Below are 23,200 nucleotides of genomic sequence, written 5' to 3'. Positions count from 1 at the left end.
ACCGCCCCGGACCAACCATCCGCCGCGATCGGCATCATGCCGCTGGCGAGGCTATGCCCCGTGAAACAGATCGTTTCCGTTCAGATTTTGCGCGGGCTGGCGGCCCTCATGGTGGTTTTCGGCCATGCCCAGCATCACACCCTCATGCAGACGTTGAAGCTCGGCGGTTCGTTCGAGCGAAACCACCTGCTGCCGTGGGGCGCCGGTGTCGACATCTTCTTCGTCATCTCCGGTTTCATCATGGTCTACGCGTCCGAAAACCTGTTCGGACGCAAGGGCGCGTCGGCCGAGTTCCTGGCCCGGAGGGTGGCGCGGATCGTTCCGCTCTATTGGATGTTCACGGCGCTTTATATCCTGTTTCTCGTGGTCGGCCTCGCGGGCACGACCAAGGAATTTCCCGGCTGGCCGAACATCGTCGCATCCTTTGTCTTCTGGCCTGCTTATGCCACGGGGCATGCGGTTCCCATGCCCGTCCTCGAACTGGGATGGACGCTGAATTACGAGATGTTTTTCTATGTCATCTTCGCGGTCTTCATCGGCTTGCGACGCAGTCGGACGGTGATCGCTGTCGCGGCCCTGCTCGGTGGACTCGTTCTTATGGGATTCGTCCTGCAGCCGAGTGCCGCGGCCACGTTCTTCTGGACCCGCCCGATCGTTCTCGAATTCGTCTTCGGGATGGGGATCGCTCTGCTCCTCCGCCATGGTGTGGTTTTATCGGGACTGATCCGGGGAGCCTTTCTCGTCGGCGGGGTCGCCATCCTGATCGCCGACCCGATCGACTCGTCGCATCAGGCCATCGACTGGACGACGCCCAACGACGCCTGGCGCGTCTTCGGCTGGGGACTCCCCGCAGCTTTGATCGTCTGCGCCGCCGTCCTCGGCCGTCAGGGGCAGCCATCCCGTCTCTCCAAACTGGGGGTCCATCTGGGCGACGCATCGTATGCGCTCTATCTCAGCCATCCTTTCGTGATCGTCGGCATCCGAAAAGCTATGCAAGGGGCAGGCTTCGATGAAGCGACAGGGGCTTGGCCGATGCTCGCCTTCACGGTCGTATCCTGCTGCTTCTTTGCCGTGTTCGTGCACCGGTTCGTGGAACGGCCGGTGACCCGCTTCATCCAGCGCATCCTGGTACGCCCCCCGCCTCTCAGGACAGCGTGACGCTTGGGCGACGGTCCTCTGCATGCGAGAGAGGCAACGCCGCCCGCTTAAGCCTTCGCTGACCGGACTTGCCTCATGCTGAGGCCGGGCGCGTATCCTGAGGCGGGTGGACGGGTGGAATGGCGGCAGGCGGGAGATGGAGTGCAGAAAAGGTTGGCGTCGCTCTGACGTCGGCTGATCCTCGCCGTGCCTCGTCGGGTCCGCTCCATACCCTCGGTTACGCGCTGCTGGCGCTGGTCATCTTCTTCACGTGCTTCACCTTCATGAAGCCGTCGCCCTATGATTTTCTGGCCTTGCCGACGATCGCGTTGTGGTTCCTGCTGGGGATCAGGTTCTACCGTGCGACGATCCTCATCGTCGCACTTCTGCTGCTCTATCTGTCGGCCATCGTCATCGCGCTGATACCCTATCTCGACGAGACCAATTCGGTCGAGTGGACCTATCAGGCCGTCTATCTCGGGTTGACCGGGATTTTCTTCGTGATGTTCTTCTCGGACGAGACGTCCGACAGGGTCGGTTTCGTCCTCAAGGCTTACCTCGCGGGAGCCCTCTTCGCGGCGATCTGCGGCATCTTCAGCTATTTCGACGTGCTCGGCGAAGACGTGCTGTTCAAGATGGACGGACGCGCCTCGGGCGTGTTCCAGGACCCCAACCTGCTCGGATCCTTCCTGATCCTGTCGGTGCTGTATCTCATCCGCAGGATGCTGGTGGGTGAGACGCGGCGGGTCTTCCTGTCCGCGGCAGCACTGCTCGTCCTGCTGGCCTGTGTCTTCCTCTCGTTCTCGCGCGGATCCTGGGGGGCGTGCCTCCTCGGCATCTGCCTGACGATCGGCCTCACATGGGCAACCTCTCCGTCGCGGGCCGTTCGGCTGCGCATCGCCCGATTGTCGGCCCTCACCGTGCTCGTCGGTGCGCTCCTGATCGGCGGCCTTCTGTCGATGGACGGTGTCTCCGAGCGGTTCACCGATCGGGCGCAGGTCACGAAGGATTATGACGAAGGCGAGACCGGACGGTTCGGCAATCAGCGCCGCGGCATCCCGATGCTCATCGATCGCCCCCTCGGTTTCGGGCCGCTGAGATGGCGCGTGGTCTTCGATCTGGAGCCGCACAATTCTTATATCGGCGGGTTTGCGAATGGGGGATGGCTCGGAGGTTTCGCGTTCCTCTCCATCGTCCTGACATCCATCTTCGTCGGGTTTCGCCTGTGCCTCAAACCGTCGCCCTATCAGGGGCTCGCCCAGATCGTGTTTCCGGCCCTCCTGATGTTCTTCCTCCAGGCATTTCAAATCGATATCGAGAAGTGGCGTCACGTTTACATGATGCTCGGGATGCTATGGGGGCTCGAAGCCGCACGTGTTCGCTGGTTGTTTCAACAGCGATCGACCACCTGAAGTCTTACGTTGGGGCTATCGCCGTTGCAGCGAAGTCTCGCTGGCGGAAGAATGATACTGTGCGCCGTTGAGAATGAGGCGGCGGCGGGCGAAATTTTCATTCGAGACATAGAACGTTATCTATGCGACCGGCACAGGTGATGCTCCGAAAGGTTGCCACTGCCGTTCAACGGGGCCCGATCCTTGATCACGCCGTCTCATGAAGCCGAGCGCGTCGCCGCGCTTCACGGCCTCGGTATCCTCGATACGCCCCCCGAAGACCATTTCGAGGCCGTGTCACGCACGGCCAGGCGCCTCTTCGGGGTCGAGAAGGCGTACGTCGCCCTCATCGATTCCGATCGGCAGTGGATCAAGTCGGACTGTGATCTCGCCGGGAAGGAGATGCCCCGCCTCCAGTCGTTTTGCCATCACACCATCGCCGGTGGCGACATGCTCGTGGTGCCGGATGCGCGCCTCGATCCGCGTTTCGCCCGGAACCCGCTGGTGACCGGCCCGGACCCCGTCGTGTTCTATGCCGGCGTACCGCTCTGCCTCGAATCGGGTTTCCGCGTCGGTTCGTTCTGTCTCATGACCAGCACGCCACGCGCGTTCAGCGCGGAGGATGCCGCGGCTCTCCACGACCTCGCGGCCATCGTCACGGCCCATCTTCGCCTGGCCGATGTCCATGTCAGGCTGATTCGCGAGGCCGAGGAACGCGCGGCCCATCAGGCGACGATCGCCGATCAGCAGGAAGAGTTGCAGCAGCGCCGGAACGCGCTTGCCAGCGCGCATCACTTGCTCGCCATGGCGGAGGAGGTCGCCGGGATCGGCCATTGGCGCGTTCGGCTCGCCGATGGCCAGACCTTCTGGTCCACCGGCATCTACGTGATCGCCGGACTCGATCCCGCGACCTTCGTACCGACCTTCGAGGGGGCCATCGATCGGCATCACCCCGACGACCGCGCGTTGATCCGGTCCAGCATCTCCGATGCGCTGGAGCACAGGGACGCTTTCGCCTTCGAAGCGAGGATGGTTCGTCCGAATGGCGAGATCCGGACGATGGTCGTTCGCGGCATCTGCGAGCTCGACGTGGCGGGCCTGGCCGTCGGACTGGTCGGTACCGCCATCGACGTCACGGATGCCCGCAATTCCGACGCCGCCCTGCGGGAGCGGACGAGCCAGTTTCGCCGTCTCGTGGACGCGGTGAGCGATTGCGCCTTCGTCACCCTCGACAGGACCGGCCACGTCGCCAACTGGAACAGCGGAGCCGAGCGTATCACCGGCTATTCCGCAAAGGATGTCATCGGCCGCCACGTCTCGCGCTTCTACACCACGGAGGGGCTCGAAGCCGGGGCGCCGCGCATCGCGCTCGCCACCGCCGCCTATGAGGGGCGGCTCAAGTTCGAGTGCTGGCGGGTCCGCCGCGACGGCTCGCAATTCTTCGCCAGCGTCGCCATCGACGCCATCCGCGACGAAGGGGGGGCCGTGGTCGGCTATGCCGAGATCACCCGCGACATCACCGAGCGCCGCGCCGCCGAACTGGAGCTTCAGCGCAGCGAGGATCGCTACCGCACCCTCGCGGAGGCGCTGCCCGCCCTGATCTGGACGACGCGGCCGCCGGATGGGACGGCGACCTACGTCAATCCCGCCTTCACCCATTTCTACGGCGATATCGGTCCCGAGCGGACGGAGCGCACGGCGCGCAACCATCCCGACGATGCCGAACGGATGGAGCTCGCCTGGCAGCGTGCGCATGCCCACGGACGGACGTTCACGGTGGAAGGGCGCCTGCGCCGCCATGACGGCGTCTACCGCTGGCACAAGATCGTGATGATCCCGATCGCGACCCATGACGACCGGGCGCCCGATGACGCCGAATGGCTCGGCACCGCCCTCGACATCGACGACATCATCACCGCCCGCCAGCGGCTGGAGGAAACGACCGATCTGCTGCGCATCGCCCAGGAAGCGGCCGATGCGGGCACCTGGGACCTCGAACTCTGGACGGATACCATCACCCTCAGCCCGAAAGCCGTCGGCCTGTTCGGTCTCCCCGGCGAGGGCGCTCAGGCCATGCCCGCCCGGGACTGGATCCCGCTGGTCCATCCCGATGACAGGCAGGCGGTCCGCGAAGAAGCGGCCCACGCGATCCGAAACCGGATCAACTACGTGGCCGAGTATCGCATTTCGGTGGACTCGGAGGAGCGCTGGATCTCGACCTGCGGACGCGTGCTCTACGACGCGGCCGGCGCGCCCCATCGCATGGTCGGCCTGCATTTCGACATCACCGAGCGCAAGACGGTGGAGGCCGCGTTGCAGGCGGCGACAGCCAGGGCCGAGGCCGCCAATGCTGCAAAAAGCGAGTTCCTGGCCGCCATGAGCCACGAGATTCGCACGCCGCTCAACAGCATCCTCGGTTATGCCGACCTCCTGCTGGAGGAACCGAGCCGGACGCCTGACGACCGGCACCGCCTCGAATTGATCCGTGGGGCGGGCGCCGCGCTCCTCACCATCGTGAACGACGTTCTCGACTTCTCGAAGATCGAGGCGGGGCAGTTCACCCTGGAATTGCTGCCGTTTCCGTTGAGTGACCTCATCGAGAACACGGTGGAAATCGTGCGCGGCAGTGCGCTGAAGAGCCCCGTGACCATCCTCTCGCGGCTCGACCCCGCGCTGCCGCCCTGGGCCCTGGGGGATGCGAACCGACTCCGGCAGGTCCTGCTCAATCTCCTCAACAACGCGGTGAAGTTCACCCCGTCCGGTTCCGTCGTCCTCAATGTCAGTCAATGCGGCGAGGAGGCGGCCGGCCCCGTCCTGCGTTTCGAGGTGGTGGATACGGGGATCGGCATCTCGGAAGAGCAGCAGGTCCATCTGTTCCAGCGCTTCAGCCAGGTCGATTCCTCCATCAGCCGCCGGTTCGGCGGCACCGGTCTCGGCCTCGCCATCTGCCGCCGCCTCCTCTCGATGATGGATGGGGAGATCGGGGTGACGAGCCGTCCCGGCGAAGGATCGACCTTCTGGTTCACCCTCACCCTGCCGCGGGCCGAGGCAGCGAGCGGCCCCATTGAGGCCGGGGCGGCGCCCGAGAGGATGGCCGTGGCGCCGAGGCCGGTGCGGATCCTCGTCGCCGAAGACGTGCCAGTGAACCAGGCGCTGGCTCGGGCGGTACTCGAACTCGCCGGTCACAGTGTCGAAGTCGTGGGCAACGGCGAGGAGGCGGTGGCCGCGATCCGGGCCAATGCGGGCGGACCGCTTGCCTTCGACCTCGTGCTCATGGACGTCCAGATGCCCGGCATGGACGGGCTCGCCGCCACGCGCCTGATCCGCGCCCTGCCTGCCCCCGCCTGCGCGGTGCCGATCATCGCCATGACCGCCAACGTCCTGCCCGAGAAGATCGCCTCGTTGACGGCCGCCGGCATGGACGATCATGTCGGCAAGCCGTTCAAGCGCGATGCGCTCTATGCGGCCATCGCCCGTTGGAGCGGCCCTTCGGCGACCGTCCACGCGCCGACCATCCTCGATCGCGAGATCTACGATTCCCTGGTGGACATGGTGGGGCCGGACCGGGCGACGGTCCTGCTGTCGATGCTCGCCGATGAACTCGTCGACCGGTTCGGACCGTCGCCGAAGGCCGTCGATCTGTCGGGCGTCGAACCGGTGGATCTGGCCTATGACGCGCACGTCATGGTGTCGGCCGCCGGTCTGCTCGGCTTCGTCGGCCTGTCGGATCTCTGCCGCGAGATCGAAACCGCCTGCCGCAGCGGGGGCGATCTCGCGCCGTTGGTCCAGCGCCTCGCCGTCATCCGTGACGGCACCCTCGGAACGATCAGGATGCTGCAAGCCGCCTGACCGGTCCGGAAGGGCTCAGATCACATCTCGACGAGCCCTGAGCCATAGGTCAGGGTCGGCGAGGTCCGGTATCACTCCGCCTCGGGCGTCGGATCGTCTTCCGGTTCGGGCTCCGCCGTCCAGGCCGTGGCGAAGGCGGCGAGCTGCATCGCGTCCTTGAAGGCCATCACCGACACGCTGCGCTCCGTGGGCATCCCGCCCGGATAGGGCGCGATGAGGACGGTCTCCTGGGACAGGCGCGCGCCGGGGGTCTTCTCGGCGATCCAGGCCTCCGCCTCGGCGCAGAGACGTGCCGGCTCGGAGGGATCTCTGGCGCGCGAGTCCGAGCGCAGCACGAGGACGTAGGGGCCGAGCGTCGGATTGCGCTGCTGCAGGCCCTGGATGATATCGATCATGATCGCGTCTCGTCACGTTCCTGCCGGGGGCCCGGCCCCCGGCGAATCCGGTCGTTCAATGGAGCTTCACCCGCGGCTCCGTGCGGCGCGTCAGAGCGCGGGCCGTGGCGTCGAGGGCGGTCTTGATCGTGCCGTGCAGGGCGCGCTCGTGCATCTTGTAGAGCGACCAGTACATCATCCGCGCGAACAGCCCGGCGATGAACATGTTCTTTCCCTGGATGAAGCCCATCAGGTTGCCCACGGTGGAGTATTCCCCGAGGGACACCAGAGAGCCGAAATCGCGGTACTTGAAGGGCTTCAGGGGCTCGCCGGCCATCTTGACCGGGATCTGCTTGATCAGGTGGCTCGCCTGCTGGTGCGCCGCCTGCGCACGCGGCGGGATCGGCGTGTCCGAGCCCTGCTCCACGAGATAGGCGCAATCGCCCATGGCGAAGATGTCGGGATCGCGCGTGGTCTGGAGCGTGGGCGTGACCACGAGCTGATTGTTGCGCGTCGTCTCCAGGCCACCGATCTCCTGCAGGAACGGCGGCGCCTTCACGCCGGCCGCCCAGACCACGAGTTCGGAGGGGATGAACCCGCCGTCGGCGAGCTGGACGCCGTCGGCGCGGACTTCCGTAACCCGTGCCTGGGTGCGGACCTCGACCCCGATCTTGTTCAGCAGGGCCATCACCTCCGCCGAGAGACGCTCGGGCACGGCCGGCAGGATCCGGCTCGCCGCCTCCACGAGGGTGATCTTCAGGTCCTTGGCCGGGTCGATCTTGTCGAGGCCGGTGGAGGCCACGTCGCGGGTGGTGCGATGAAGCTCCGCCGCGAGTTCGGTGCCGGTGGCGCCCGCCCCGATCACCGTCACGTGGAGCTGGCCGGGGCGTACCGGCCCGACCTGGGTATGCGCGCGCAGCATGCCGTTAACGAGGCGCTGGTGGAACCGCACCGCCTGGTCCGGCGTGTCGAGGGCGATGGCGTTCTCCTTCACCCCCGGCGTGCCGAAATCGTTGGTGGTGGAGCCCACCGCCAGGACCAGCGTATCGTAGGGGATCGAGCGGACGGGCGTGACTTCGCGGCCCTCGGAATCGTGGCTCGCGGCGAGCTGGATCGTGCGCTCGGTCCGGTCGAGCCCCGTCATCGAGCCGATGCGATAGCGGAAATGATGCTGATGCGCGTGGTGGAGATAGTCCACGGCGTGGTGGCCGACATCGAGGCTGCCCGCGGCGACCTCGTGCAGCAGCGGCTTCCAGATATGGGTCCGTGCCCTGTCCACGAGGGTGACGTGCGCCTTGCCCTTCCGGCCCAGCGTGTCGCCGAGCTTGGTGGCGAGCTGAAGCCCAGCCGCGCCTCCACCGACGACCACGATGCGGTGAAGGTTGTCCACGGTTTCGCCCGGTACCATGCGTCCCTCGTCCCTTGAGCTTGAGCGGCGGGCCGTCCGCCTTTTTGTCCGCTCGGGTCTTATAGGCAAAATGGTTTCAACGGCAGCCTCGCTCGCGCAGCCCGGCCGATATTCTCACGCGGGCGCACCGGGCTGGCGCAGGGGATGCGCTTTGATGAACGCCTCCTGTGACAGGCAATTTTCGGCGATCCGCTTCACAGTGGGATAGGGCGCGGTCTCGACGCCGAAGATGCCGGTGCCGACCCAGAGGCTCACGAGACAGAGATCGGCATGGCTGATCGCGTCCCCCTGCGCGTAGCGGCCGGTGCCCGGCTCGTGGGCGAGGCGGGTCTCCAGCGTCTTGAGCCCGGTCTCGAACCAGTGCCGCACGAACCCCATCATGCCGTCCTTCGGGATGTCGTAGGCCGACATCAGGTAGGTGCGCACCCGTGGGACATAGAGCGGATGGGTGTCGCAGGCGACGACCTGCGCCAGGGAGCGGGCGCGCGCCCGGGCTTTCGGATCGCTCGGCAGCAGGGCCGGCTCGGGATGGATGTCTTCGAGATAGTCGAGGATCGCCAGGGATTGGGTCAGGGGAGGGCCGTCGCCGTCGAAGAAGGCCGGCACGGCGCCCTGCGGGTTGATGGCCAGATACTCGGGCTTGTGCTGGTCGCCGGCATCGAGGTCGATGAAGGTCTCCTCGCAGGGGAGGCCCTTGAGGTTGAGGGCGATGCGCACCCGGAAAGCGGCGGCTGAGCGCCAGTTGCCGTACATCTTCATGGCCGTCTCCTCCTCGCCAGTTCCCGGCGCGGACCACACCCGACAACGGCCCGCACCGCAAGTGCCGATTCCGTTAGATCGATCGTGCGGGTCCGACATGCCGGATCGGTTCGTTCCATCCCCTGTCTGACGGCAGATGGGTCTGAAATGGTTTCTGTCCGGGAAATGATTTTTGTCCTATTGACGGCGTCGCCAGGTCTTTGAAGATATGCCCTATGCGCGACGAACGAAGCTGAATCGATCAAGGCGGTCGGGGCAGGTTCCTCGCGCCTCATCGAGCGCGGTGACGGTGCCATGGAGCGAGAGCGCTCTTCGCCGAAGTGGATGCCGGTTCGGCGAAAAAGAGCGCAGCTCTCGATGACGGGTCGTCCTCTTTCTGCATCGCAAAGGTGGAATGATCGATGATGCCAAGAGGGGGATGCCTGTGATGGCAGTGTCGAGCGTCGTCACACGGACCATGGTCGTGGTTTGTCTTGCCGTGTCGATTGTCTCGGGGACGACGTCCGCGCAAGCACAACGGTTCGATGAAAACATGTTTTCCGGACCGATGCGTGAATATCAAATTCAATTGGCAAAAGTACTGATCGTGCGAGGGCGAAACATCGGCTACAGATCGCCGTTTGGCGGTGTGCCGGTCGTTTCCTTCGTCATCGATCAATCTGGCATCATCGAGCAGTCACGCCTCAAGCAGACATGGGGTTCTCCCTATATCGACTCGTTGGCGATGGAGTTGGTTCGTGCAGGGACGCGTTATCCACCCTTCCCGGCTCATAGTCCCGTGTCGAAAATGGAGATTACGGTCCCCTTGAGGTTCCTCGCCAGGCCATGACGACCCGATCGCTGACGACGTTCCATGAGTTGAAGGCGTCCCGATGATCCTTGCCGCCGTGTCGTTGGTGTTCCGAACTCCCAAATAGGCGTCCGGCGGTTGCACGGGACGGATCCCGTCCTCGCTCGCGACGGCTACGGCCCCTGGCCGTGATCGTGCATTTGGCAGCGAGGCTGCCTTCGCGCATAGACGGAGCGAACCGGCCACCACCTCAGTCCGACGGGTGAATGCGAGATGCAGATCGAAACGCCCTACCTGATGTTCCTCGGCGACGTACCCGATACGCTCGCGGCGAAAACGGCCTACGGCATCGCCGACTGGCGGCCGGACTGGTGCGTCGGCCAGTTGCGCCTGCCCGGCTGTGCCGCCGATCTCGGCATCCCGGACCTCACCCTCGACGAGGCCGTGGCCAAGGGGTGCAGGACCATGGTCATCGGCGTCGCCAATGCCGGCGGCGTGCTCCCGGAGCATTGGGTGTCGGAGGTCGTGGCCGCCCTGAACGCGGGGCTCGACATCGCCAGCGGCCTTCACGTGCGGCTCGGCTCGCTGCCGGAGATCGCCGAGGCGGCCGAGAAGAACGGCCGCCAGCTTCACGACGTGCGCCACACCACCGAGACCTTCGACACCGGCAAGGGCATCCGGCGGTCCGGACGCCGGCTGCTCAGCGTCGGCACCGATTGCTCCGTGGGGAAGAAATACACCGTCCTCGCCCTGGAGCGCGGCATGCGCGAGCGCGGCCTCGATGCGGATTTCCGAGCCACCGGCCAGACCGGCGTGTTCATCTCCGGGCGGGGCGTCGCCATCGATGCGGTGGTGGCCGACTTCATCTCCGGGGCCGTGGAATGGATCGCCCCCGCGGCGGACCCGGACCATTGGGACCTGATCGAGGGACAGGGCTCGCTCTATCACCCGTCCTTCGCCGGCGTCAGCCTCGGCCTGCTCCACGGTGCCCAGGCCGATGCCTTCGTCGTCTGTCACGAGCCGAGCCGCAGCACGATGCGAGGCGTGAAGCATCCGCTGCCCTCGATCCAGCAGGTGATCGACCTCACGATCCAGCTCGGCAGCCTCACCAATCCCGGCATCTGCCTGGTGGGGATCGCCGTGAACACGCAGAAACTCGGTGAGGACGAAGCCCGTACCCTGCTCCAGGACCTGACCAAGGAACACGGCCTGCCGGCGACTGATCCGGTCCGCTTCGGCGTCGACGGGATCATCGACCGCCTGCTGGCCGAGTTCCCCGCCGGGAGCGCTGCATGACCCGCCGCCTCACCGTCGCGGTGGAGCGCTTCCCCATCGCCGGGGCCTTCACCATCGCGCGGGGCAGCCGCACGGAGGCGGTGGTGGTGCTCGCCACCATCGCCGACGATGCCGACGGCCATCTGGGGCGGGGCGAATGCGTGCCCTATCCCCGCTACGGGGAATCCCCCGAGAGCGTCTGCGCCTTGATCCTCGAACAGGCCGACGCCCTTGCGGCGGGGGCCACCCGCACCGATCTGCTGACGCTGATGAAACCGGGGGCCGCGCGCAACGCCGTCGACTGCGCCCTGCTCGATCTAGAGGCCAAGCAGCGCGGTCGCCCGGCCTGGGACATCGCGGGGTTGAGCCCACCGCAGGTCGCCACCACCGCCTATACCCTGAGCCTCGGTACGCCGGAGAGCATGGAGGAGGCGGCACGCGGCGCGGCGCACCGGCCCCTGCTCAAGGTCAAGCTCGGCGGAGAGGGCGATCCCGAGCGCATCGCCGCCGTGCGGCGCGGCGCGCCGGAATCGCGCCTGATCGTCGATGCCAACGAGGCATGGCGCGCGGAGACCATCGAGGCGAACCTGGCCGCCTGCGTGGCCGCGGGGGTCGGCCTCATCGAGCAGCCGCTCCCGGCCGGCGAGGACGGGTTGCTCGCCCGCATCGCCCGGCCGATCCCGATCTGCGCCGACGAGAGCCTGCACGACCGGGCCGGCCTCGACGCGCTCTCCGACCGCTACGACGCCATCAACATCAAGCTCGACAAGGCCGGCGGCCTCACCGAGGCGGTGATGCTGGCGCACGAGGCCAGGGCGCGGGGCCTGTCGCTGATGATCGGCTGCATGGTCGGCACGTCGCTGGCCATGGCGCCCGCCATGCTGCTCGCCCACCATGCCGATTACGTCGACCTCGACGGCCCCCTGCTGCTGGCGCGGGACCGCGAGCCGGCCCTGCGCTTCGACGGCAGTCTGATCCATCCGCCGACGCCGGATCTGTGGGGATAGGGCGCGCGCTCTCCTCGCCCGGCTCGGGTTTCAAATTCCGGCGAACGACCCTGCAAAATGGTGCCGATCTCCGTCGCCGAGTTGACGGAATGGTGCAGCGACGGGCATGGCCCGATGCGTGCGACCCGGTTCGGCCGCAAGCGTGACAGGTCCACCATGTTGAAGACCCGCATCATCCCCTGCCTCGACGTGAAGGACGGGCGCGTCGTCAAGGGCGTCCAGTTCCTCGAACTGCGCGATGCCGGCGATCCGGTGGAGGCGGCCAAGGCCTACGATGCGGCCGGCGCCGACGAACTCTGCTTCCTCGACATCACCGCGAGCCACGAGGCCCGCGGCACCCTCCTCGACGTGGTGAGCCGCACGGCCGAGGCGTGCTTCATGCCGCTCACCGTGGGCGGCGGCGTGCGCACGGTGGAGGATATCCGCACCCTGCTGCTGGCCGGGGCCGACAAGGTCTCGATCAACACGGCGGCGGTGAACGACCCGTCCTTCGTGGAGCGCGGCGCCCTCAAGTTCGGCAGCCAATGCATCGTCGTCGCCATCGACGCCAAGCGGACCTCCGCCCCGGGCGAGCCGGACGAATGGCAGATCTTCACCCATGGCGGGCGCAAGCCCACCGGCCTCGACGCCATCGACTTTGCCCGGACCGTGGCGGCGCGCGGCGCCGGCGAACTCCTCGTCACCTCCATGGACCGGGACGGGATGCGCTCGGGCTACGACATCGGCCTGACGCGGGCGATCGCGGACGCGGTCTCGGTGCCGGTCATCGCCTCGGGTGGCGTGGGCGGCCTCGACGACCTCGTGGCGGGGGTGCGCGACGGTGGTGCGAGCGCGGTGCTGGCCGCCTCGATCTTCCATTTCGGCCAGCACACCGTCGCCGAGGCCAAGGCGCATATGGCCAAGGCCGGCTTGCGCATGCGGCTCGACCCGTGACGGGTCGCCGCGTCGAGGCCCGGCCCTTGCCCAATCCCTTCCCGTGCCGCAGGCTCCTCGCCGTAGCGTGCATCGTCCGGCCTGCCGAGAGCTAGGATCGCATGACCGATTTCACCCTGAGCGACCTGGACGCCCTGATCGCCGACCGCGCCGCCGCGCCGCCGGACCAGTCCTACACGGCCAAGCTCCTGGCCGGCGGGCCGGCCAAGCCCGCCAAGAAGCTCGGCGAGGAAGCGGTCGAGGCCGCCATCGCCGCCGTGCAGGGCGACCATGACGGGCTCGTGAGCGAGGCGGCGGACGTGCTCTACCACCTCCTCGTGCTGCTGCGCGCCGGCGGCGTCGGCCTGCCGGAGGTGATGGCGGAACTGCAGCGTCGCACCGCCCAGAGCGGCATCGCCGAGAAAGCGGCCCGGAGGCCCGCGTGACCGTCGAGCCGTCACGGCCCATCGCCATCGCGTCCGAGCGTGATCCCGCCCTCGGCCAGGATCCGGTGACGGGGATCGGCCCCGAGCGCCTGTCGCCCTACCGCCTGTTTTCCCGTGAGGAATGGGCGCAGTTGCGCGCCGATACCCCCCTGACGCTGACGGGGGACGACGTCACCCGCCTGCAATCACTCAATGATCCCATCTCCATCGAGGAGGTGGTGGCGATCTATCTCCCGTTGTCGCGGCTGCTCTCCCTCTACGTCGCGGCGACACAGGGACTGTTCAAGGCGACCCAGCGCTTCCTGCTGGCCGAGCGCGAGGCCAAGGTCCCCTACATCATCGGGGTCGCCGGCTCGGTGGCGGTGGGCAAATCCACCACCGCCCGCGTCCTCAAGGCGCTTCTCGCCCGCTGGCCCAACACGCCGAAGGTCGACCTCATCACCACCGACGGGTTCCTGCTGCCCAATGCCGAGCTGAAGCGCATGGGCGCGATGGAGCGCAAGGGCTTTCCCGAGAGCTACGACACCGCCGCCCTCCTGCGCTTCCTCACCGACATCAAGGCCGGCAAGAAGCGCGTGGCGGCGCCGCTCTATTCCCACCTCGTCTACGACGTGGTGGCGGGCGAGGAGCGGGTGGTGGAATCCCCCGACATCCTCATCGTCGAGGGGCTCAACGTCCTCCAGCCGGCGCGCCTTCCGCGCGACGGCACCGCGATCCCCTTCGTCTCCGACTTCTTCGATTTCTCGATCTATCTCGACGGGCACGAGGACGACCTGCACCGCTGGTACGTCAACCGCTTCCTGCGCCTGCGCCAGACCGCCTTCCGCGATCCGCTCTCGTATTTCCGCAAATACGCCGAGGTGACGGAGGCCGAGGCCCTCGAGATCGCCGACAACCTCTGGACCACGATCAACCTGCCGAACCTGCGCGACAACATCCTGCCGACGCGCCAGCGCGCGAGCCTGATCCTGGCCAAGGGCGCGAGCCACCGGATCGAGAGCGTGGCGCTGCGGCGGTTGTGAGCCGGCGCGTATCCCTCACTCCAGCGGATACGCCGCTTCCACCACATAGGGCCCGCCGCCGCGCGACTCCCGCGCCGAGAACAAGGCCACCCGCGTCGCGGTGAACGTGAGCGTCGGAAATAGGCCCATCTCCGCGAGATAGTCGGCCACGTCCGGGGCGCCGGTGTCGCGTTTGGCGAGACGGGCCAGGGTCAGGTGCGGCGTGAACCTGCGTCGCTCCGGTTCGGCGCCGGCGGCGCGGGCGATGCGCTCGTGCTCCTCCTGCAGGTCGACGAGATCGAGGCCGGCATTGACGCTCGCGATGATCGCGCGGGGCCTGTCTCCGCCGAATGCGTCGAGGCCGGTCAGCGTCACGTCGAGCGGCGGGCGCGGGCGGGCTTCGACGAGGCCGGCATGGAACGCCTCGGCCACCTCATCGCCCACGTCGCCGAGGAACCGCAGGGTGACGTGGAGGTCGCCCCGCTCGATCCAGCGCGCGCCGCGCAGGCCGCATTGATACCGCGACAGCGCCTCGGCGATGTCGTCGGGACATTCCAGGGCGGTGAACAGGCGTGGCATCGGTCTACTTCTGCGCCGTGCCGAGCCGGTCGAGGAAGGTCTCCACCGTGGGCAGGATGCCGGCGACGATGGTCTCGACGCCCTTCACGTTGGGGTGGAGCCCGTCCTCGAGGTTGAAGCGCCGGTCGTTGAGGATGCCCTCCAGGAAGAACGGATAGAGGACGAGGCCGTATTGTCGGGCGAGATCGGGATAGATCGCGTCGAACCGCGCGACGTAGTCCGGCCCGAGATTGGTCGAGGCTTTCATCCCGGCGAGCAGGACGGGAATGTTGCGGGCCTTGAGCCGGGAGACGATGGTGTCGAGGGCCTGCCGCGTCACGGCGGGGTCGGTGCCGCGCAGCATGTCGTTGGCGCCGAGTTCGAGGATGACCCCGTCGGTCCCGTCGGGGACCGACCAGTCGAGCCGGTCGAGGCCGCCGGTGCTGGTGTCGCCGGAGACGCCGGCATTGGCGATGGTGACCTCGCGGCCCCTGGCCTTCAGTTCGCGTTCCAGTACGGACGGGAAGGCCGCCGCCGAGGGCAGGCGGTACCCCGCGGTCAGGCTGTCACCGAAGGCCACGAGATTGAGGGGACGCGCGGCCGCGTGGCCGATGCCCGTGCCCAATGCGGCAAAGAGCGCCATCAGCAGCGTCGCCCGGCGGGAATGGTGGCGTTCAGGAGCGGGACGAACCATATCGACCCCGTCGCGTGACGTATGACACAGACCCATTCCCGCACAGCCTCGACCTATGGTGTTCATGACGATGGTTCCACACAGATCGGTCCTGCGGTGATGCCCGGCAAGGTGGACGCTCCCGCGATCGCCCTGTCGCGGATCGATCTCAGCCTCGGCCGGGGGGCGGCGCGGGTCCATGTCCTGCGCGGCATCTCCCTCGACGTAGCCCGCGGCGAGGCGGTCGGCCTCGTCGGCCCCTCCGGCTCGGGCAAGTCGACCCTGCTGATGGTGATGGCGGGCCTGGAGCGGCCGGAATCCGGAGCGATCTACGTGGAGGGCACCGATCTCGGTGCGCTCGACGAGGATGCCCTGGCGCGGTTTCGCGGCCGGCGCATCGGCATCGTGTTCCAGGCCTTTCACCTCGTGCCGACGATGACGGCCCTGGAGAACGTCGCGCTGCCCCTCGAACTCGCCGACAAGCCGGGGGCGCACGAACGGGCGCGGGCGGAGCTGGAGGCCGTAGGCCTCGGACACCGGCTGCACCATTACCCGGCTCAGCTCTCCGGCGGCGAGCAGCAGCGCGTGGCCATCGCCCGTGCCATCGCGCCGGACCCGGCGATCCTGGTCGCCGACGAACCCACCGGCAACCTCGACGAGGCGACGGGCCGGCAGATCGTGGATCTTCTCTTCGCCCTCAAGCGCGACCGCGGCGCGACCCTCGTCCTCGTCACACACGATCCCGGCCTCGCCCGGCTCTGCGACCGCACCGTGCGCCTGCGCTCGGGACAGGTGGACGAGGCGGTGGCGGCGTGACTCAGCAGCATCACCCGCGCCGATCGACCCTCCCCCCTTTGCGGATCGCGGGGTCCGCGTCTGTCCCCGAAGGCCGCTCTCGCGAACTATCACGCGTGGTCGCGGGTCGCGACGGGCTCCCTCTCCTGGAAGGAGAGGGTTGGGGTGAGGTGTGGTCCATCTCCGGAGAGGTCACACACCTCACCCTGTCCCTCTCCTTCCAGGAGAGGGGACCCGTGTTACCCGCGAGATGTGCGAAGGTCGTCGTTTTTGCGGGGGAGGGCATTGGCGCGCACCCCCAAATCTCGCTTTAGGGCCTGACCCATGCACGGCACCCTGCCACGGTCGGCTCCGCCCCCCCACCCCAGCCGCGTCCCGCTCACCCTGCGCCTCGCCTTCCGCGAGCTGCGGGCCGGGCTTGCCGGTTTCGCCGTGTTCCTCGCCTGTATCGCGCTGGGCGTCGCGGCCATCGCCGGGGTCGCCTCGATCTCGCGCTCGCTCACGGATGGTCTCGGCCGGGAGGGCAAGCGCATCCTCGGCGGCGACCTCACCTACAGCCTGATCAACCGCGAGGCGACGGTGGACGAGCGGGCCGCCCTCGATGCGCAGGGCAGGGTCTCCGTGGTCACGACCCTGCGGGCCATGGCTCTGGCCGGCGACAAGGGCGCGGCCCTGGTGGAACTCAAGGCGGTGGACGAGGCCTTTCCCGCCGCCGGGGACCTCGTCACCGATCCGGCCGCGCCGCTCTCCAATCTGCTGGCGGAGACGGATGGGGTGTTCGGCGCCGTCGCCGATCCGGTCCTGCTCACGCGTCTCGACCTGAAGATCGGCGACCGGATCGAGATCGCCGGCAAGCCGGTGGCGATCCGCGCCACCCTGGTCTCCGAGCCGGACAAGATCGCCAACGGCATCGGCTTCGGCCCGCGCCTGCTGGTCTCCGCCGCGACGCTGCAGGCGACGGGGCTGATCCGGCCGGGCAGCCTCAACCGGTGGAGCTATCGCATCCAGGCGCCGGAGGCCGACGACGCCGAGCTGGAGCGGCGGATCGCGGCCGTCGCCAGGGCGGCGCCGGAGGCGGGCTGGGAGATGCGATCGCGCTCCAATGCCGATCCGCGTTTCGCCAAGAGCGTCGAGCGCTTCACGCAGTTCCTCACCCTGGTCGGCCTCACGGCGCTCATCGTCGGCGGGGTCGGCGTCGCCAACGCCGTCAATGCCTTCGTGGCGAGGAAGCGCGGGTCCATCGCCACCCTGAAGAGCGTCGGCGCGCCGGGGGGACAGGTGGTCGCCCTGTACCTCACGCAGGTGATGCTCATCGCCGGGCTCGGCACCGTGATCGGCCTCGTCGTCGGAGCGGACCTGCCCTTCCTCCTCGATGCGCTGTTCCACGATGCGCTGCCGCTGCCGCTGAACCCGACCCTGGCGCCGGGGGAACTGCTGCTCGCCGCCGCCTATGGCCTCCTCACGGCGCTCGCCTTCGCCATCATTCCCCTAGGCCACGCCCACGACGTGCCGGTCTCCGGCCTATTCCGGGACGTGATCGATCCCGACACCCGCAAGACGCGGCTGCGCTACCGGCTCGTCCTCGTCGCGGCGCTCGCCGCCCTGGTGGCGCTGGCGCTCGCCACCGCCTTCGACCGCAGGGTGGCGCTGATGTTCATCGTGGCGGCCGGCCTTGCCTTCGGGCTTCTGCGCCTCGTCGCCCTCGGCCTCATGGCCGTGGCGCGGCGTCTGCCCCGGCCGCGCTCGGCGGCACCCCGCTTGGCCCTGGCCAACCTCCACCGCCCCGGTGCGCTCACCCCCGCCATCGTCCTGTCGCTTGGTCTCGGCGTGACCCTGCTGGTGACGCTGAGCCTGATCGACGCCAATGTCCGTCGGACGCTGACGAGTTCGCTGCCGGCCCGAGCGCCGAACCTGTTCTTCCTCGATATTCCGGCGGCGGAGGCCGACGGGTTCCATGCGGAACTCGGCAGGCTCGCGCCCGGGGCCAAGATCGAGCGCGTGCCGATGATGCGGGGACGCATCGTCGCCATCAACGGCACCCCCGCCGCCGCCATCAAGCCGCCGGAGGATGCCGCCTGGGTGCTCGATGGGGATCGCGGCATCACCTATTCGGACGACCTTCCGGAGGGCTCCAGCCTCGTCTCCGGGGCGTGGTGGAGCGCCGAGGAGGGCGCAAAGCCGCTGGTGTCCTTCGATGCGGAACTCGGGCGGGCGCTGAATCTCGGGGTCGGCGGCACCGTCACGGTCAATGTCCTGGGGCGGAATCTGACGGCCAGGGTCGCGAACCTGCGCAAGGTCGAATGGCGCAACCTCGGCATCAATTTCGTCATGGTCTTTTCACCCGGGACCTTCCGGGGCGCGCCGCATTCCGACCTCGCCACCCTGACCCTGGCGGGCGGGCCGGATGCCAGGACCGAGGCCGTGATTCTGCGCGACGTCGCCCGCGCCTTCCCGTCGGTGACCAGCGTGCGGGTGAAGGACGCCCTCGACACGGTCAACGACATCGTCGGCAAGCTGGTCCTGGCGATTCGCGGCGCCAGCGGCGTCGCCGTGGTGGCGAGCCTGTTCGTGCTCGCCGGCGCCATCGCGGCGGGGCACCGCGCCAGGCTGTACGATGCCGTGGTGCTGAAGGTGCTCGGCGCCACGCGCGGGCGCCTGCTCCTGGCCTATACGCTGGAATACGGTGCGCTCGGCATCGCCACCGCCCTGTTCGGGCTTCTTGCCGGCACGCTCGCGGGCTGGGCCATCGTCACCCGCGTGATGAAGCTCGACTTCGCCCTCGACCTCTCCGGTGCGCTCGTCGCATCCACCCTCGCGGTGGTCTTCGCGATCGTCCTCGGACTGGCCGGGACGTGGCGCATTCTCGGTCAGAAACCGGCTCCCTACCTGCGCCAGTTCTGAGGCCGAAAGGTCGTCCGCCTCTTCGTCGAAGGAGAAAACGACGCCGACATCATGGTTTATGACATGTCACGATAGCTCTGCTGCGGCGCGCGGATGATGAACGAGATTTAATCCGCGCCCATTCAAATAAAGATCGAGGTCAGAAGCCGTGATTCCTGGGCCACAAAGCTCGGCCGCCCCCTTGTGCGGAGCGGCATGACGGAACATATTTCGGCTCAAGGCGCGGTCGCGCGCCAGAGGTCCTGTGCGTGAGCCTCGGTTCCAAATCACACGCTGAGAGAGCTTCCAAGGGAATCTCCCATGGCATTCGATAACAGTCCCTTCCGCTACGGCGCCCAGCCCCAGGGCTATGCCGGCTCCCAGGTCGAGATCGACCAGGGGCTGCGCAGCTTCATGCTCGGCGTCTACAACAACATGGTCGTCGGCCTCGGGATCTCCGGTCTCGTGGCCCTCGGCCTGAACATGGCCGCCACCGCGCAGACGGCTACGGGCAAGCTCGCGCTGACCCCGTTCGGCCAGATGCTCTACACCAGCCCGCTCAAGTGGGTCCTGATGCTGGCGCCCCTCGCGTTCATCTTCATCTTCACGATGCGGATGGATAAGATGTCCGCCTCCTCGGCACGCATGACCTTCTTCGCCTTCGCGGCGGTGATGGGCGCGTCGATGTCGACCCTGCTGCTCGTCTTCACGGGCGCCAGCGTGGTCCGGGTCTTCTTCATCACGGCGGCCACGTTCGGCGGTCTCAGCCTCTACGGCTACACCACCAAGCGCAGCCTCTCGGGGATGGGTTCGTTCCTGATCATGGGCGTGATCGGCCTCTTCATCGCCTCGATCGTGAACATCTTCCTGGCCTCGAGCGCGCTTCAGTTCGCCATCTCGGTGCTCGGCGTCCTGATCTTCGCGGGCCTCACCGCCTACGACACGCAGAAGCTCAAGGAGATGTTCCTCTACAGCGGTGCCGATGCCGAGGGTGCTGCCAAGCTATCGGTGAACGGCGCTCTGACCCTCTACCTGGACTTCATCAACATGTTCCAGTTCCTGCTCCAGCTTCTCGGCGACCGCCGCTAAGCGAGCCGTCGGAACGCGGATCGGAGGCCTCGGCGGAAACGCCGGGGCCTTTTTTCGTGTCCGTCACGGCGGTCATGCGAGGATGTGGCGGTGGGTAAACCGCTGGTGCCGAAGATCGGGCGGGGGTCGGGGCGGAAGGCGACGCCTCCGAGCGATGTGCCGACCTACGCCATCGTCGGTGTCAGCGCCGCTGCCGCGCTCGGCACCGGCGCATGGGCCGGCCTCGGCGCCGCCATCATCGCCGGCCTCGTCATGCTGTTCCTGCTCGGCACCCTGTATTCCGTTGGCGCACGGCGATGGGGTTGGCCTCCGATCCGTTGGGAGGCGGTCCCGTTCTTCATCCCGTGACGGGGGCGATCACACCACGCGAAGGGGCTTTTCCAGCGCCGCCAGGACACGGGCGAGGTCGTGCCCTCGCTTGAGCACGATGCCGGCGGCGGAAATCACCGAGAAGGCGCCCTGCCGGCGGGCGAGCTTGGGGTCCTTCTCGACCCGGAACAAGGCGGTCTCGGACGAGCGGCGGTAGATCGAGAACACCGCCTTGTCGCGGCGGAAATCGAGGGCGTAGTCACGCCACTCGCCGGCCGAGACCATGCGTCCGTAGAGGTTGAACAGGGTCCTGAGCTCGGAACGGTCGAAGGCGACCTGGGGCACCACCGGAGCCGTCGGGAACGGCACGACGCGGCCGGTGGAATCCTGCGATCGCGGCTCGGCTCCGGTCCTCTCGTCCATTCTCGCTCCTCGGTTCCGGCGCCCCGACGGGCGCCGCAAAGGAGGAATGATGGGCCTCCCACTCCGAGCCTGCAAGCCCGGCCGATCGCCGAGTGCGCGCCGGCACCAGCCATGGACGGGCAACACAACGTCACGATTTCGCCCCGTTATCGCCCCTCCTCGGCCTCGATAGAAGATGATACCTGTGGCCGAACCTCGTCGGTTCCGTGCTCGGTCGGGCGGCCGATATCCATGCTCCCCAGCTTTCGGGAGCCTGCCGATGTCACGGGAACGACACTCCAGAGGTTTCGAGACCCAAGGACTTCAGGCCGCCTCTCCGGAGTGCGGCCTTTTTTTCTGCCATGACGGCGCGCTCTGGTCTAAAAATCCTTTTTGATGGCTCCGGCCGCCCTTCGCATTCTCCCAACGGACAGGGTCCGGCGGCTGACAGGGGCGAGCGGCCGAGGCGGCCTCGTCGGCAAGGGATGGCAGTGGTCGGGCAGCAGGTCTTGGTGACGTTCGATACCGGCTTTCGCGAGACGCTCGGCGAGCTGTTCGCCTGGCGTCGGGACGTGCGCCGCTTCCGGAGCGATCCCGTCGAGGAGGCGGTGTTCCAGCGTTGCCTCGACCTGGCCATGCTGAGCCCGTCCGTGGGCAACAGCCAGCCCTGGCGTTTCGTCCGTGTCGCCGACCCTGTCCGGCGCGGGGCCGTGACCGCGAGTTTCGAGCGCTGCAACCACTCGGCGGCCGAGACCTATGACTACGAGCGCCGTGAGGCCTACGCGCGTCTGAAGCTCGCGGGCCTGCGCGAGGCACCCGTCCATCTCGCGATCTTCTGCGATGAAGATACGAAAAGCGGATTCGGCCTCGGCCGCGCCACCATGCCGGAAATGCTGCGCTACTCGGTGGTCACGGCGGTGCACACCTTCTGGCTCGCCGCGCGGGCGCACGGCCTCGGCGTCGGCTGGGTGTCGATCATCGAGCCCGATCGCGTCACGGCGCACCTCGACGTTCCCGCCTCCTGGCGCCTCGTCGCCTATCTGTGCGTCGGCTATCCGGTGGAGGAGCACGACGATCCCGAACTCGTCCGGCATGGCTGGCAGGAGCGCGACGAGCGGGCCTCCATCCTGCTGGAGCGGTGATCGCTTCGCGACTTTACCAGAGCTTACCCGGACCGCTCGCCTTTGGCGCGAGCGAGAGGGCGCCGCTTAACCGCGCTCCGTCATTCCGGTGCGTATCCGGCCCATGACCCCCACCGGTAACCGGAACGGCAATCTCGAGAGCGGCTTATCGTGAAGCTCACGGTCACGCTTTCGAGGATGACGCCAAATGTTCGCGCGGAATGGGTTCACTGCTTATCTGGCCGGAACAGTCTTGAGTATGGGGTTTGCCGCGACACCGGCCGCGGCCCGAGAACTCGTGGCCTTCGACCAGGCCGTCATGCCCGGCACGGTCGTGATCCGCACCTCGGAGCGCCGGCTCTACCTCGTGAACGGCGACGGCACGGCGATCCGCTATCCCGTGGCGGTGGGCAAGCCCGGTAAGCAATGGACCGGCGCCACCAAGATCGACGGCAAGTATGTCGAGCCGGCCTGGTCGCCGCCGCGGGAGGTGAAGCGCGACAACCCGCGCCTGCCCGACGTGATCGCCGGCGGCTCGCCGCATAACCCGATGGGTGCGGCGGCCATGACCCTCGCCGGCGGCGAATACGCCATCCACGGCACCAACCGGCCGAACTCGGTGGGCACCTACGCGTCCTACGGCTGCATCCGCATGTACAACCAGGACGTGGTCGATCTCTACGGCCGCGTCTCGGTGGGCACGCAGGTCTACGTCACGCGCTGAGCCCGCGCTCAGAAGTCGACGGCGATGCCTTTGACCTCCCAATCGTCGTAGCGGACGGGCTCCAGGCCGCCACGGCCCTGGCGCTCGCGGGCGGCGGAGATCTCCGCGGCCTTCGCGTCGATGGACGCGCGCCGGTCGGCGGCTTCGGCCAAAGCCCGCGCGGCGGCGGGTGTCAGTGCGGGGCGGGGCGGGATCTCGGCGTTTTCCGCGTCGTCGGGCGTCGTCATGGCTTGCATCTCGGTGGACCGGATGGGAGGGCATCCGTTGGGATTGGCTCCGGGTGACCGGGCCTCGGACACG

Annotated in this window: 22 protein-coding genes; 15 read left to right on the top strand and 7 right to left on the bottom strand. The window is 67.6% G+C overall.

Annotation, left to right across the window (positions count from 1 at the left end):
- Nucleotides 1-60: 60 nt before the first annotated feature.
- The 3 genes from MKK51_RS14060 (at nucleotide 61) to MKK51_RS14050 (ending at nucleotide 6,377) form a co-directional block, all read left to right on the top strand.
- A complete protein-coding gene (locus tag MKK51_RS14060) occupies nucleotides 61-1,158 on the top strand; it encodes an acyltransferase family protein (protein WP_243977990.1) in 1,098 nt (365 codons plus the stop codon).
- A gap of 263 nt (nucleotides 1,159-1,421) precedes the next feature.
- Nucleotides 1,422-2,549, top strand: coding sequence for an O-antigen ligase family protein (locus MKK51_RS14055; protein ID WP_243977988.1), 1,128 nt, complete (start codon nucleotides 1,422-1,424; stop codon nucleotides 2,547-2,549).
- 183 nt (nucleotides 2,550-2,732) lie between these two features.
- Nucleotides 2,733-6,377, top strand: coding sequence for a PAS domain S-box protein (locus MKK51_RS14050; RefSeq protein ID WP_243977986.1), 3,645 nt, complete (start codon nucleotides 2,733-2,735; stop codon nucleotides 6,375-6,377).
- Between the two features lie 71 nt (nucleotides 6,378-6,448).
- Here the strand turns inward: MKK51_RS14050 and MKK51_RS14045 are convergent, their stop codons facing one another.
- The 3 genes from MKK51_RS14045 to maiA form a co-directional block, all read right to left on the bottom strand.
- Nucleotides 6,449-6,772: a hypothetical protein gene (locus MKK51_RS14045; RefSeq protein WP_243977984.1), complete on the bottom strand. Its 324-nt coding sequence runs from the start codon at nucleotides 6,770-6,772 to the stop codon at nucleotides 6,449-6,451.
- Nucleotides 6,773-6,827: 55 nt separating this feature from the next.
- Entirely contained in the window at nucleotides 6,828-8,159 is a 1,332-nt protein-coding gene (locus MKK51_RS14040) for an NAD(P)/FAD-dependent oxidoreductase (protein WP_243977982.1), read from the bottom strand.
- Between the two features lie 114 nt (nucleotides 8,160-8,273).
- Entirely contained in the window at nucleotides 8,274-8,918 is a 645-nt protein-coding gene (gene maiA, locus MKK51_RS14035) for a maleylacetoacetate isomerase (RefSeq protein ID WP_243977980.1), read from the bottom strand.
- A gap of 394 nt (nucleotides 8,919-9,312) precedes the next feature.
- Between maiA and MKK51_RS14030 the strand changes: the two genes are divergently transcribed.
- From MKK51_RS14030 to coaA, 6 genes are all read left to right on the top strand, one after another.
- Nucleotides 9,313-9,747 (top strand): energy transducer TonB, encoded by a 435-nt coding sequence (locus MKK51_RS14030; protein WP_243977971.1) that lies wholly within the window; start codon nucleotides 9,313-9,315, stop codon nucleotides 9,745-9,747.
- A 234-nt stretch (nucleotides 9,748-9,981) separates the two neighbouring features.
- A complete protein-coding gene (gene dgcN, locus MKK51_RS14025; protein WP_243977969.1) occupies nucleotides 9,982-11,004 on the top strand; it encodes an N-acetyltransferase DgcN in 1,023 nt (340 codons plus the stop codon).
- The gene (gene dgcA, locus MKK51_RS14020; protein WP_243977968.1) at nucleotides 11,001-11,990 is read left to right on the top strand and encodes an N-acetyl-D-Glu racemase DgcA; all 990 of its coding nucleotides are present in this window, start codon (nucleotides 11,001-11,003) and stop codon (nucleotides 11,988-11,990) included. The genes dgcN and dgcA overlap by 4 nt, the downstream gene beginning before the upstream one ends.
- A gap of 156 nt (nucleotides 11,991-12,146) precedes the next feature.
- Nucleotides 12,147-12,923, top strand: coding sequence for an imidazole glycerol phosphate synthase subunit HisF (hisF, locus tag MKK51_RS14015; RefSeq protein ID WP_243978630.1), 777 nt, complete (start codon nucleotides 12,147-12,149; stop codon nucleotides 12,921-12,923).
- Between the two features lie 101 nt (nucleotides 12,924-13,024).
- Nucleotides 13,025-13,348, top strand: a complete 324-nt coding sequence (locus MKK51_RS14010; RefSeq protein WP_243977959.1) for a phosphoribosyl-ATP diphosphatase — start codon at nucleotides 13,025-13,027, stop codon at nucleotides 13,346-13,348.
- 26 nt (nucleotides 13,349-13,374) lie between these two features.
- Complete coding sequence (gene coaA / locus MKK51_RS14005) at nucleotides 13,375-14,370, top strand: type I pantothenate kinase (RefSeq protein WP_409565693.1); 996 nt, start codon at nucleotides 13,375-13,377, stop codon at nucleotides 14,368-14,370.
- Between the two features lie 15 nt (nucleotides 14,371-14,385).
- Here coaA and thpR read toward each other — a convergent pair whose 3' ends face one another.
- Both thpR and MKK51_RS13995 read right to left on the bottom strand, forming a co-directional pair.
- Entirely contained in the window at nucleotides 14,386-14,928 is a 543-nt protein-coding gene (thpR, locus tag MKK51_RS14000; protein ID WP_243977957.1) for an RNA 2',3'-cyclic phosphodiesterase, read from the bottom strand.
- A 4-nt stretch (nucleotides 14,929-14,932) separates the two neighbouring features.
- The gene (locus tag MKK51_RS13995; protein ID WP_409565684.1) at nucleotides 14,933-15,601 is read right to left on the bottom strand and encodes an arylesterase; all 669 of its coding nucleotides are present in this window, start codon (nucleotides 15,599-15,601) and stop codon (nucleotides 14,933-14,935) included.
- 99 nt (nucleotides 15,602-15,700) lie between these two features.
- Here MKK51_RS13995 and MKK51_RS13990 point away from each other — a divergent pair, with 99 nt between their 5' ends.
- The 4 genes from MKK51_RS13990 (at nucleotide 15,701) to MKK51_RS13975 (ending at nucleotide 20,692) form a co-directional block, all read left to right on the top strand.
- A complete protein-coding gene (locus MKK51_RS13990) occupies nucleotides 15,701-16,396 on the top strand; it encodes an ABC transporter ATP-binding protein (protein ID WP_243978617.1) in 696 nt (231 codons plus the stop codon).
- A gap of 303 nt (nucleotides 16,397-16,699) precedes the next feature.
- Nucleotides 16,700-19,276: an ABC transporter permease gene (locus tag MKK51_RS13985; RefSeq protein WP_243977955.1), complete on the top strand. Its 2,577-nt coding sequence runs from the start codon at nucleotides 16,700-16,702 to the stop codon at nucleotides 19,274-19,276.
- 300 nt (nucleotides 19,277-19,576) lie between these two features.
- On the top strand, nucleotides 19,577-20,344 hold the full coding sequence (locus MKK51_RS13980; protein ID WP_243977953.1) for a Bax inhibitor-1/YccA family protein: 768 nt from the start codon (nucleotides 19,577-19,579) through the stop codon (nucleotides 20,342-20,344).
- A gap of 90 nt (nucleotides 20,345-20,434) precedes the next feature.
- Nucleotides 20,435-20,692 carry a hypothetical protein gene (locus MKK51_RS13975; RefSeq protein WP_243977952.1) on the top strand — a complete coding sequence of 86 codons (258 nt, stop codon included), beginning with the start codon at nucleotides 20,435-20,437 and terminating at the stop codon, nucleotides 20,690-20,692.
- A gap of 9 nt (nucleotides 20,693-20,701) precedes the next feature.
- Here the strand turns inward: MKK51_RS13975 and MKK51_RS13970 are convergent, their stop codons facing one another.
- On the bottom strand, nucleotides 20,702-21,076 hold the full coding sequence (locus MKK51_RS13970) for a DUF2794 domain-containing protein (RefSeq protein ID WP_243977950.1): 375 nt from the start codon (nucleotides 21,074-21,076) through the stop codon (nucleotides 20,702-20,704).
- 464 nt (nucleotides 21,077-21,540) lie between these two features.
- Here MKK51_RS13970 and bluB point away from each other — a divergent pair, with 464 nt between their 5' ends.
- Complete coding sequence (gene bluB / locus MKK51_RS13965; protein ID WP_243977948.1) at nucleotides 21,541-22,197, top strand: 5,6-dimethylbenzimidazole synthase; 657 nt, start codon at nucleotides 21,541-21,543, stop codon at nucleotides 22,195-22,197.
- A 187-nt stretch (nucleotides 22,198-22,384) separates the two neighbouring features.
- A complete protein-coding gene (locus MKK51_RS13960) occupies nucleotides 22,385-22,900 on the top strand; it encodes a L,D-transpeptidase (protein ID WP_243977946.1) in 516 nt (171 codons plus the stop codon).
- An 8-nt stretch (nucleotides 22,901-22,908) separates the two neighbouring features.
- On the opposite strand, the gene MKK51_RS13955 is transcribed toward MKK51_RS13960, so the two are convergent.
- Nucleotides 22,909-23,127 (bottom strand): DUF1674 domain-containing protein, encoded by a 219-nt coding sequence (locus MKK51_RS13955; RefSeq protein ID WP_243977944.1) that lies wholly within the window; start codon nucleotides 23,125-23,127, stop codon nucleotides 22,909-22,911.
- Between the last annotated feature and the right edge of the window lie 73 nt (nucleotides 23,128-23,200).

The organism is Methylobacterium sp. E-045 (assembly GCF_022829685.1).
In the GTDB taxonomy this organism is placed as follows: Bacteria; Pseudomonadota; Alphaproteobacteria; order Rhizobiales; family Beijerinckiaceae; genus Methylobacterium.
Note: the sequence above shows the minus strand (reverse complement) of the source record. Positions and strands in the feature narration are given on the sequence as shown.

Coding starts and splice junctions, on each gene's coding strand:
- MKK51_RS14055 (WP_243977988.1), top strand. CDS start 1,422: ATGAAGCCGTCGCCCTATGATTTTCTGGCCTTGCCGACGATCGCGTTG.
- MKK51_RS14045 (WP_243977984.1), bottom strand. CDS start 6,772: ATGATCGATATCATCCAGGGCCTGCAGCAGCGCAATCCGACGCTCGGC.
- MKK51_RS14040 (WP_243977982.1), bottom strand. CDS start 8,159: ATGGTACCGGGCGAAACCGTGGACAACCTTCACCGCATCGTGGTCGTC.
- maiA (WP_243977980.1), bottom strand. CDS start 8,918: ATGAAGATGTACGGCAACTGGCGCTCAGCCGCCGCTTTCCGGGTGCGC.
- MKK51_RS14030 (WP_243977971.1), top strand. CDS start 9,313: ATGATCGATGATGCCAAGAGGGGGATGCCTGTGATGGCAGTGTCGAGC.
- dgcN (WP_243977969.1), top strand. CDS start 9,982: ATGCAGATCGAAACGCCCTACCTGATGTTCCTCGGCGACGTACCCGAT.
- dgcA (WP_243977968.1), top strand. CDS start 11,001: ATGACCCGCCGCCTCACCGTCGCGGTGGAGCGCTTCCCCATCGCCGGG.
- hisF (WP_243978630.1), top strand. CDS start 12,147: ATGTTGAAGACCCGCATCATCCCCTGCCTCGACGTGAAGGACGGGCGC.
- MKK51_RS14010 (WP_243977959.1), top strand. CDS start 13,025: ATGACCGATTTCACCCTGAGCGACCTGGACGCCCTGATCGCCGACCGC.
- thpR (WP_243977957.1), bottom strand. CDS start 14,928: ATGCCACGCCTGTTCACCGCCCTGGAATGTCCCGACGACATCGCCGAG.
- MKK51_RS13995 (WP_409565684.1), bottom strand. CDS start 15,601: ATGGTTCGTCCCGCTCCTGAACGCCACCATTCCCGCCGGGCGACGCTG.
- MKK51_RS13990 (WP_243978617.1), top strand. CDS start 15,701: ATGCCCGGCAAGGTGGACGCTCCCGCGATCGCCCTGTCGCGGATCGAT.
- MKK51_RS13985 (WP_243977955.1), top strand. CDS start 16,700: ATGCACGGCACCCTGCCACGGTCGGCTCCGCCCCCCCACCCCAGCCGC.
- MKK51_RS13980 (WP_243977953.1), top strand. CDS start 19,577: ATGGCATTCGATAACAGTCCCTTCCGCTACGGCGCCCAGCCCCAGGGC.
- MKK51_RS13970 (WP_243977950.1), bottom strand. CDS start 21,076: ATGGACGAGAGGACCGGAGCCGAGCCGCGATCGCAGGATTCCACCGGC.
- bluB (WP_243977948.1), top strand. CDS start 21,541: ATGGCAGTGGTCGGGCAGCAGGTCTTGGTGACGTTCGATACCGGCTTT.
- MKK51_RS13960 (WP_243977946.1), top strand. CDS start 22,385: ATGTTCGCGCGGAATGGGTTCACTGCTTATCTGGCCGGAACAGTCTTG.
- MKK51_RS13955 (WP_243977944.1), bottom strand. CDS start 23,127: ATGACGACGCCCGACGACGCGGAAAACGCCGAGATCCCGCCCCGCCCC.